Source organism: Pseudonocardia sp. SID8383 (assembly GCF_009864975.1).
Lineage (GTDB): Bacteria > Actinomycetota > Actinomycetes > Mycobacteriales > Pseudonocardiaceae > Pseudonocardia > Pseudonocardia alni.
Map to the genome: position 1 here is coordinate 1 of NZ_WWFY01000106.1, position 9,279 is coordinate 9,279.

The 9,279-nt window shown below is 73.0% G+C and carries 9 protein-coding genes and 1 pseudogene; 2 read left to right on the top strand and 8 right to left on the bottom strand.

Going from position 1 to position 9,279, the window contains the following annotated elements:
• The 6 genes and pseudogenes from GTW08_RS02440 to uvrA form a co-directional block, all read right to left on the bottom strand.
• Window positions 1-183: pseudogene (locus GTW08_RS02440) on the bottom strand (phenylalanine--tRNA ligase subunit alpha); the annotation flags it as partial.
• A 37-nt stretch (window positions 184-220) separates the two neighbouring features.
• Entirely contained in the window at window positions 221-1,102 is an 882-nt protein-coding gene (locus GTW08_RS02445; protein WP_304580170.1) for a TrmH family RNA methyltransferase, read from the bottom strand.
• Between the two features lies 1 nt (window position 1,103).
• A complete protein-coding gene (gene rplT, locus GTW08_RS02450) occupies window positions 1,104-1,487 on the bottom strand; it encodes a 50S ribosomal protein L20 (protein ID WP_020623392.1) in 384 nt (127 codons plus the stop codon).
• Between the two features lie 77 nt (window positions 1,488-1,564).
• A complete protein-coding gene (gene rpmI / locus GTW08_RS02455) occupies window positions 1,565-1,759 on the bottom strand; it encodes a 50S ribosomal protein L35 (RefSeq protein WP_020623393.1) in 195 nt (64 codons plus the stop codon).
• A 100-nt stretch (window positions 1,760-1,859) separates the two neighbouring features.
• Window positions 1,860-2,486: a translation initiation factor IF-3 gene (infC, locus tag GTW08_RS02460; protein ID WP_073576959.1), complete on the bottom strand. Its 627-nt coding sequence runs from the start codon at window positions 2,484-2,486 to the stop codon at window positions 1,860-1,862.
• A gap of 230 nt (window positions 2,487-2,716) precedes the next feature.
• Window positions 2,717-5,719 carry an excinuclease ABC subunit UvrA gene (gene uvrA / locus GTW08_RS02465; RefSeq protein ID WP_073577119.1) on the bottom strand — a complete coding sequence of 1,001 codons (3,003 nt, stop codon included), beginning with the start codon at window positions 5,717-5,719 and terminating at the stop codon, window positions 2,717-2,719.
• A gap of 368 nt (window positions 5,720-6,087) precedes the next feature.
• Between uvrA and GTW08_RS02470 the strand changes: the two genes are divergently transcribed.
• Window positions 6,088-6,762 (top strand): MBL fold metallo-hydrolase, encoded by a 675-nt coding sequence (locus GTW08_RS02470; protein ID WP_073577120.1) that lies wholly within the window; start codon window positions 6,088-6,090, stop codon window positions 6,760-6,762.
• A 3-nt stretch (window positions 6,763-6,765) separates the two neighbouring features.
• Here GTW08_RS02470 and GTW08_RS02475 read toward each other — a convergent pair whose 3' ends face one another.
• Entirely contained in the window at window positions 6,766-7,611 is an 846-nt protein-coding gene (locus GTW08_RS02475; RefSeq protein WP_073576960.1) for an AraC family transcriptional regulator, read from the bottom strand.
• A 49-nt stretch (window positions 7,612-7,660) separates the two neighbouring features.
• On the opposite strand from GTW08_RS02475, the gene GTW08_RS02480 reads away from it, so the two are divergent.
• Complete coding sequence (locus tag GTW08_RS02480; protein ID WP_304580171.1) at window positions 7,661-8,104, top strand: DUF2000 domain-containing protein; 444 nt, start codon at window positions 7,661-7,663, stop codon at window positions 8,102-8,104.
• Here GTW08_RS02480 and GTW08_RS02485 read toward each other — a convergent pair.
• On the bottom strand, window positions 8,079-8,378 hold the full coding sequence (locus GTW08_RS02485; RefSeq protein ID WP_073576961.1) for a hypothetical protein: 300 nt from the start codon (window positions 8,376-8,378) through the stop codon (window positions 8,079-8,081). The two genes, GTW08_RS02480 and GTW08_RS02485, sit on opposite strands and share 26 nt — an antisense overlap.
• Between the last annotated feature and the right edge of the window lie 901 nt (window positions 8,379-9,279).

Below are 9,279 nucleotides of genomic sequence, written 5' to 3' on the forward strand. Positions count from 1 at the left end.
GCCGGGCAGCTGCCCGAGCGACCGGCGGGCCATCGGGATCGGGGCGCGGTCGCCGAGGTGCGCGGGCTTCGCCGCGGCCAGCGCGTCGAGGTCGCCCGCCTCGTCGAACGCCGTGCGGGCGGCCTCCACCGCGGCCTTCAGTGCATCCGGGTCGAGAGGGCTCGCCGTGTCGTTCTCACTCATGGTGCCCACGATCGTAGAGGGCGGCCGCGAGGCGGTTTCAGTCGCGCGCCGGGGACAGCCGCGGGGCGACGCCCGCGCGGGCCCCGACCGTCGCGTACAGGCATATCGCCGCGGCGGTGGCGAGGTTCAGCGACTCGGCGCGGCCGTGGATCGGGACGCGGACCCGATGGTCGGCGGCGGCGTGCACCTCGGCCGACGGGCCGTGCGCCTCGCTGCCGAGGATCCAGGCGACGGGCCCGGCGAGGGTCGGGGTGACGGCGGGATCGTGCAGGTCGACCTCGCCGTGCCCGTCGGCGACGAGCGTGGTCAGCCCGGCCGCGCGGCACATCTCGACGACGGCGGGCGCGTCCCGGTCGCGGGCCAGCGGCAGGTGGAACACGCTGCCGGTGGAGGCCCGCACGGCCTTGCCGTTGTGCGGGTCGACGGTGTCCCCCGCCAGGAGGACCGCGTCGCAGCCCGCCGCGTCGGCGACCCTGATCACGGTGCCGACGTTGCCGGGGTCGGAGATGCCGTCGCAGACCGTGACGAATCCGGGGACCCCGGCCAGCGCGGTGGCGACCGGGACGTCGAGCAGGTCGCAGACGGCGACGATCCCCTGCGGGGTGACCGTCTCGGACAGACCCGCGGCGGCCTTGTCCGTCACCGGGGACACGCGGGCGCCGGAGCGCTCCGCGGCCTCGACCAGCTCGGGGTGGCGCTCGGCGGCGACGGCGGTGACGAACAGCTCGTGCACCGTCACGGCGGCGAGGGCCTCGCGGACGGCCTGGGCGCCCTCCACGAGGAAACGCCCGGCCCGATCGCGCCCCGCGCGCCGCAGCAGCTTGCGTGCTGCTGCAACGCGGGGAGTGCGTTCGGTACCGGGCGTGGAGTCCGCGGAGCGCTCGCCGGCGCCGCGCGACTCGATGTCGCCTCGGGTCACCTCAGGCCGCGGAACCCTGCTCGGTGCCGACCGGCAGGTTCTCCTTCGCCACCGCGACGAGCGCGGCGAAGGCGGCCGGGTCGCTGACGGCGATCTCGGCGAGGTTCTTGCGGTCGACCTCGACACCGGCGGCCTTCAGGCCCTGGATGAACCGGTTGTAGGTCATGTCGTTGGCGCGGGCCGCGGCGTTGATACGGGTGATCCACAGCTGCCGGAAGTCGCCCTTGCGCGCACGACGGTCCCGGTAGGCGTAGTTCATCGAGTGGAGCATCTGCTCCTTGGCCTTGCGGTACAGCCGCGAGCGCTGCCCGCGGTAGCCGGCGGCCGACTCCAGCGTGGTGCGGCGCTTCTTCTGGGCGTTCACGGAGCGCTTCACGCGTGCCATGGGGTATCTCCTGGGGCTTCTCCGGCACTACCGCGATGGGGGTACGGCGTGCCGGGGTTCGTGAAAGGGGCGGAAGGTCAGTGACCGAGCAGCTTCTTGACGCGCTTCACATCGGCCTTGGCGAGCTCGACGGTGCCCGACAGGTCGCGCTTCTCCTTGCGCGACTTGACCTCGAGACGGTGCCGCAGCCCGGCCTGCTGGCGCATGAGCTTGCCGCCACCGGTGATGCGGACGCGCTTCGCGGTCCCCTTGTGCGTCTTGTTCTTCGGCATGACGTATCCGTTCGATGTCGGCCCCCGAGGTTCCGGGGGTCGGTGCGGGTACTGCGTGTCCCTCCCGTGCCCGGCTGCGGCCGGGCACGGGAGCGGGACCTCACGCCTCGGCGTCTGCCGGGGCGTCGGAGCTGGCTGCCGCCGTCGTCTTGCGCGACGCCGGCTTCTTGGTCGGTGCCAGCACCATCGTCATGTTGCGGCCGTCCTGTTTCGGAGCGGCCTCGACGACGGCCATGTCACCGATGTCCTCGGCCAGGCGCTGGAGCAGGCGGTAGCCCAGCTCGGGACGCGACTGCTCGCGACCACGGAACATGATCGTGACCTTGACCTTGTTGCCGCCTTCGAGGAAGCGGATGACGTGACCGCGCTTCGTCTCGTAGTCGTGCTTGTCGATCTTCGGCCGGAGCTTCTGCTCCTTGATCACGGTGAGCTGCTGGTTGCGCCGGGACTCCCGGGCCTTCTGCGCGCTCTCGTACTTGAACTTTCCGTAGTCCATGAGCTTGCAGACCGGCGGGCGGGCCTGGCCGGCGACCTCGACGAGGTCGAGGTCGGCGTCCTGGGCCAGCTTGAGGGCGTCCTCGATGCGCACGATCCCGACCTGCTCGCCGTTCGGGCCCACGAGGCGGACCTCGGGCACGCGGATGCGGTCGTTGATGCGGGGCTCTGTGCTGATGGGGTCTCCTGTGTGACTCGCTGTGTCGCTACTACCTGCTGCCGGCGACGACAAGCGAAGACCCGTTGATCGGCCCGCGACAGAATGCTGCCGCGAAGCCGGACCATGGACCCGGACACCGTTACGATCACGGCGCGGGTGGGAGCGGGGCTCCACTTGACGCCCGGAACACACGTGTCAACGCGATCCCGGGTGGTCGCATTCCCGAGGGTAACAGGCCGCCGGTGCGCCGGGAACGCGGGGTCCGGGCCGGGACCTGCGCGGACCCCGGGCCGGGGCCGGGCTCAGCCCGCGCTGGCGGCCTTGGCCCGGCTGCGCCGTGCGGTCGCCGGCCGCCCCGCGCCCGCGGTGCCGTTGCCGTTCGACGACGAGGTCCGCCGCCGGACCGGCTTGACCGGCGTGTCGTCCGGGGTGACCAGGTCGCGCAGGAACCGGCCGGTGTGGCTGTCGGGGTGTGCCGCGATCTGCTCCGGCGTCCCCTGGGCCACCACGGTCCCGCCGCCCGAGCCGCCCTCCGGGCCCATGTCGATGACCCAGTCCGAGGTCTTGATGACGTCGAGGTTGTGCTCGATCACGATCACGGTGTTGCCCTTGTCCGCCAGCCCCTGGATGACGGCGAGGAGCTTGCGGATGTCCTCGAAGTGCAGACCGGTGGTCGGCTCGTCGAGGATGTAGACGGTGCGGCCGTTGCTGCGCTTCTGCAGCTCACTGGCGAGCTTGACGCGCTGGGCCTCACCGCCGGACAGCGTCGGCGCGGGCTGCCCGAGCCGGACGTAGCCGAGGCCGACGTCGACCAGGGTCCGCAGGTAGCGGGCGATCGAGGTGATCGGCTCGAAGAACTCGGCGGCCTCCTCGATCGGCATGTCGAGGACGTCGGCGACGGTCTTGCCCTTGTAGTGGACCTCGAGGGTCTCCCGGTTGTAGCGGGCTCCCTTGCAGACCTCGCACGGAACGTAGACGTCCGGCAGGAAGTTCATCTCGATCTTGATCGTGCCGTCGCCGGTGCACGCCTCGCAGCGGCCGCCCTTGACGTTGAAGGAGAAGCGGCCCTCGGCGTAGCCGCGGACCTTCGCCTCGGTGGTCGCGGCGAACAGCTTGCGGACCTTGTCCCACACGCCGGTGTAGGTCGCCGGGTTGGACCGCGGGGTCCGCCCGATCGGCGACTGGTCGACCCGGACGAGCTTGTCGAGCTCGTCGATGCCGTTGATCCGGGTGTGCCGGCCCGGCACCTGGCGGGCTCCGTTGAGCCGGTTCGCCAGCACCGTGGCGAGGATGTCGTTGATCAGCGTCGACTTGCCGGACCCGGACACCCCGGTGATCGACACCAGGCCGCCGAGCGGCACGTCGACGTCGATGCCGCGCAGGTTGTGCTCGCGGGCGCCGACGATGGTCAGCCTGCGGTCGTGGTCGAGCTCGCGGCGCTCGGGCAGCGGGATCGACTTGCGCCCGGATAGGTAGGCACCGGTCAGTGAGGTGTCGTGCGACTCCAGGTCGGCGATGGTGCCGGAGTGCACGACGCGGCCGCCGTGCTCACCCGCGCCGGGGCCGATGTCCACCGCCCAGTCCGAGGCGCGGATGGTGTCCTCGTCGTGCTCGACGACGATCAGGGTGTTGCCCAGCTCCTTGAGCCGGGTCAGCGTGTCGATCAGCCGCCGGTTGTCGCGCTGGTGCAGCCCGATCGACGGCTCGTCGAGCACGTAGAGGACCCCGACCAGGCCGGAGCCGATCTGGGTGGCCAGCCGGATGCGCTGCGCCTCGCCGCCGGACAGCGTGCCCGCGGCGCGGTCCAGCGACAGGTAGTCCAGCCCGACGTCGAGCAGGAAGCCCAGCCGGGCCTGCACCTCCTTGAGCACCGCGCCGGCGATCATGGCCTGCCGGTCGTCGAGGACCATGCCGTTCAGGAACTGCGAGCACTCCGCGACCGACATGTTCGACACCTGCGCGATCGACCGCTCCCCCAGGTCGCGGTGCGGCAGGGTCACCGACAGCACCTCGGGGCGCAGCCGGGCGCCGTTGCAGGCGGGGCAGGGGATGTCGCGCATGTAGCCCTCGTAGCGCTCCCGCTGAGACTCGGACTCGGTCTGCTCCAGGCGGCGCTCGAGGAACGGCATGACGCCCTCGAAGTTCGCGTAGTACGAGCGCTCGCGGCCGTAGCGGTTGCGGTAGCGCACGTGGACCTGGTCGTCGCTGCCGTGCAGGACCGCCTTCTGGGCGGCGGCGGGCAGCTTGCGCCAGGGGGTGTCCATCCGGAACCCGACCGCGGCGGCCAGACCGGACAGCAGCCGGCCGAAGTACTCCGCGTTGTGCCCGGACGACCAGGGCGCGATCGCGCCGTCGCCGAGGGACAGGTCCGGGTCGGGGACGACCAGCTCGGGGTCGACCTCCTTCTTGATGCCGATGCCGGAGCAGGCCGGGCAGGCGCCGTAGGGCGAGTTGAAGGAGAACGTGCGGGGCTCGAGGTCGTCGACGGCGAGGGTGTGCCCGTTCGGGCAGGCCATCTTCTCGGAGAAGCGGCGCTCGCGCTGCGGGTCGTCGTCGGGCAGGTCCACGAAGTCCAGCACGACCAGGCCGTCGGCCAGCCGCAGCGCGGTCTCCACCGAGTCGGTGAGGCGCTGCTTGGCGGTCGCCTTCACCGAGAGCCGGTCGACCACGACGGAGATGTCGTGCTTCTCCTGCTTCTTCAGCTTCGGGGGGTCCGAGAGCGGGTGGACCGTGCCGTCGACGAGGACGCGGGAGTAGCCCTGGGCCTGCAGGTTCCCGAACAGGTCGACGAACTCGCCCTTGCGGGTGCGCACGACCGGCGCGAGCACCTGGAAGCGGCTGCCCTGCTCCATCTCCAGGACCTGGTCGACGATCTGCTGCGGGGTCTGCTTCTCGATCCGCTCGCCGCAGGTCGGGCAGTGCGGGATGCCGGCACGGGCGTAGAGCAGCCGCAGGTAGTCGTGGATCTCGGTGATCGTGCCGACCGTCGACCGCGGGTTGCGGTTGGTCGACTTCTGGTCGATCGAGACCGCCGGGGACAGTCCCTCGATGAAGTCGACGTCGGGCTTGTCCATCTGCCCGAGGAACTGGCGCGCGTACGCCGAGAGGGACTCGACGTAGCGCCGCTGGCCCTCGGCGAAGATCGTGTCGAACGCCAGGCTGGACTTGCCGGACCCGGACAGCCCGGTGAAGACGATCATGCTGTCGCGGGGCAGGTCGATGTCGATGCCCTGCAGGTTGTGTTCGCGCGCGCCACGCACGACCAGCTTCGGCCCGTCCGGGACCGGCGACGCGCCCGGGGACAGGGCGGTGCCGGCGTCGCGGCGGTCGGTGCTGTGGTCGCTCACGTTTCGCGCCTCCTGGGGTGGCGGTGCCGTCCGGGTGATACCCGGTCGTAGCGCCCGCAGGGCTGGGGACATTCCGCGACCGGGCACCTGTGGCCGGTGAGGTTCGTCCCCACGTCCGCCGCCGATGCTAGGTCGCCCCACCGACAGCGAGCCCGTCGAGCCGGCCCCGCAGGCGGTCCGGCGCGGTGGATGCACACCGGGACGCGCCGGTCGGTCCGCACTGCACGGTACTCGCACGTCCGTTCGATCCGTCAGCGGCCCCGTGGGTGCGACCGGCGGGTTCTCCCCACCGCGGGATGTCGGTGCGGGCCGCTACCCTCCCGCTCGTGGACGTCCTGGAGAACTACACCGGTCACACCGACCCCGGCGGCGCGGCCATCCGCCGCGACCTGGAGCGGTTGAGCATCAGCAAGGTCTCGGTCGGCGAGATGGACAACAACGCCTACCTGCTCGTCTGCAAGCGGAGCAACGAGGCGCTGCTGATCGACGCGGCGGCCGAGCCGACCCGCATCGCCGACCTCATCGGCGCCGCCGACGAGCGTCCGGACCTGCGCCACCTGGTCACCACCCACCGCCACGCCGACCACTGGCAGGCACTCGGCGCGATCGCGGGCATGTTCGAGCCACGGCTGATCGCCCACCCGCAGGACGCCCCGGAGCTGCCGGCCCCGATGGACGAGTTCGTCAAGCACGGCGACACGATCACCTTCGGCGAGATCGAGCTGGAGGTCATCCACCTGCGCGGGCACACGCCGGGCTCGCTGGCGCTGCTCTACCGCGGGGAGGACCGGCCGCACCTGTTCACCGGGGACAGCCTGTTCCCGGGCGGGCCGGGGAAGACCTGGTCGGCGGAGGACAACGCGCAGCTCATCGGCGACCTCGAGGAGCGGGTGTTCGACCGGCTCGACGACGACACCTGGTTCTACCCGGGCCACGGGGACGACTCGACGCTCGGAGCCGAGCGGCCGAGCATCCCGGAGTGGCGCTCGCGGGGCTGGTGACCCTCAGCGCACCGCCGCCGGGCCGCTGCGGGCGTAGCGGCCCGGCGTGACCCCGACCAGCCGGACGAACCGGCGGTGCAGGTGTGCCTGGTCGTGGAACCCCACCGCCGCGGCCGTCGCCGCCGGCGGGGTCCCGTCCAGCAGCAGCGACCGCGCCCGTTCGACGCGGCGGGCGTCGAGGTAGCGGTGCGGCGGCAGCCCGAAGCGCCGCGAGAAGGTGCGGACCAGGTGGCCGGGGTGGGCGTGCAGCAACCGCCCGGCCTCGGCGAGGGTCACCCCGTCGACCAGCCGGGTGTCGAGCAGGTCCCGCAGCCGGCCGGCCAGGTCGTCCGCCGGTGCCCGGCCGGGCCCGGCGGCCGTGTCCAAATGCCGGGCGAGACGTTCCGCGACGAGCGCGAGCCTGCTCTCGGCGTGCAGGTCCTCCCCCGGCACGACCAGCGTGCGGTGCAGCTCGTCGAGCCTGCGGCGCAGGACGGGATCGGCCACGCCCGGCCGGTCGACCGCGGGGCCGACCAGCCCGCCCGTCCCGGACGCCCCGGGATCGAGCGCGGCGGGGTCGAGGTAGAGGACCCGCTTACGGAAGCCGGAGCCGCCCGCCGCACGTCCGTCGTGCGCGACCCCGGGCGGCAGCAGCGTCACCGGGGCCTCCTCGGTCCCGTGCGGGCGCCGGTCCAGGTCGTAGCGGACGGCGCCGTCGTCGACGATCAGGACGGTCCACGTGGAGTGCGCGTGCAGCGGGTACCGGTGCCGGACGAAGCGGGCGTGCAGCACCTCGGCGATGCCCGGCACGCGCTGCGGCCGCCAGGCGGTGACGGCCTCGCCCGGCGCCCACGGCCCGGCACCGTTCATGTGAGGAACGTACAAGAGTGCGGACGCCCGCCCGTCGAGGATCGACGACGTGACCCTCTCCGCCCTGCTCCCCTCCTCCCCCGCACGCCCCGCCACCAAGATCGCCGTCGTGCTGCGTGACGACCTGCTCGGCTGGCAGGTCGCGAACGTGACCGCGTTCCTCGCCGCCGGGGTCGCGGCCGGCGTCCCCGAGCTGATCGGCGAGCCCTACGCCGACGCCGACGGCACCGCCTACCTGCCGACCCTCGGCCTGCCGGTACTCGTCCGCGCCGGGGACGCGACGACGCTCGCGGCCTGCCGGGCCCGGGCGGTCGGCCGCGGGCTGCCGGTGGCGGTGTTCACCGCGGCGATGTTCTCCACCGGCAACGACCACGACAACCGTGCGGTGGTCGCCGCGGCCCGGGCCGAGGAGCTCGACCTGGTCGGGGTGGCGCTGCACGGGCCGCGCAACGCCGTCGACAAGGTCCTCAGGGGGACGACGACCCATCCGTGACGGCCGGCGGGGCCAGCCCGGCGTCGCCGAACAGCTCCCGCCAGCGCGCCGCCGGGAGCCGGTCCAGCGGCCGGTCGGCGGACGCCCACGCCTCGGCGACGGCGCCGGGCAGCAGGTCCGCCCCGACCAGCCCGGCGTCGGTGAGCTCGGCGAGCAGCTGCGGCACGCGGTGCCCGCCGACCCGGGCGACGGCGGCGTCCCAGTCGGCCCGGGTGATCGGGCGGTCGCGGTCGAGCAGCGCGTTGACGGTGATCTCGTAGAGGGCCTGGCTCACGCGGTCAGGATGCCCCCTCGACCCGGCTCCTCCAGCGCGAGTCCGGTGGAGCGCGGGCCGAGCAGGCCGACATCGAGGCACAGCGGCACGATGAGCCCCGCTGCGCCGCCGAACACCGCGACCGGCCCGGCCGTGGCCGGCCGCGAACACGATGCCGAGCACGCCGATCGCCAGCACCGAGCCGATGATCAGCCACTCCGCTCGAACCGATCGACCAGCGGGACCGACGCGAGCGAGCCGAGCGGGTACCCCGCGAAGCTGAGCGCGGCGTAGCCGAGCGACTCGCCGATGTCGAAGCCCGTGGCCACCAGGACCAGCGGCGCGAGCGTGCCGAAACCGTGGTAGGCGACGGTGTACGCCCGGGCCCGACGACACCACCGCCGCCGTGCCGACCGGGCCGAGCGCCCACTCGCGGGCCAGGAGCGGGGCGAGCACGCCGCCGAGGATCACTTCGTCCAGGTCGACGAACGACCCGATCCCCCCAGGACGACGAGTCGCCGATGCCACCCCGACAGCGGCAGCGACTCCAGCACCGCCGCCGGTCCGCTCGTGGCTGTCGTGGGCCGTGCCTCGGTCGTCGCCGCCCCGGCAGTCGCTGGCATTGCTCACGCTTCCACGCCAACGATGGCGTGCGGTGACCGGTACGAGACGGGCGGCGTCCGGCAGGACCGCCGGGAGGGGCACGACAAACGGTCGTCGTGCACGGACGGTCACCGTGACGAGGCGACCGGCCGCCGTTACTGCTCCGAACGGCCGCTGTCGGGGGGCGGTCGACCCGCTTAGCGTCCCGGACCGATGAGCGCTCCCCACGCCGACGACCGCACCCCCGCGCGCCCGGAGGGCCGCCGCAACGGGCATCCGACGACGCTGCTGTCCGGCGCCGCACCCACCGACGGCGACC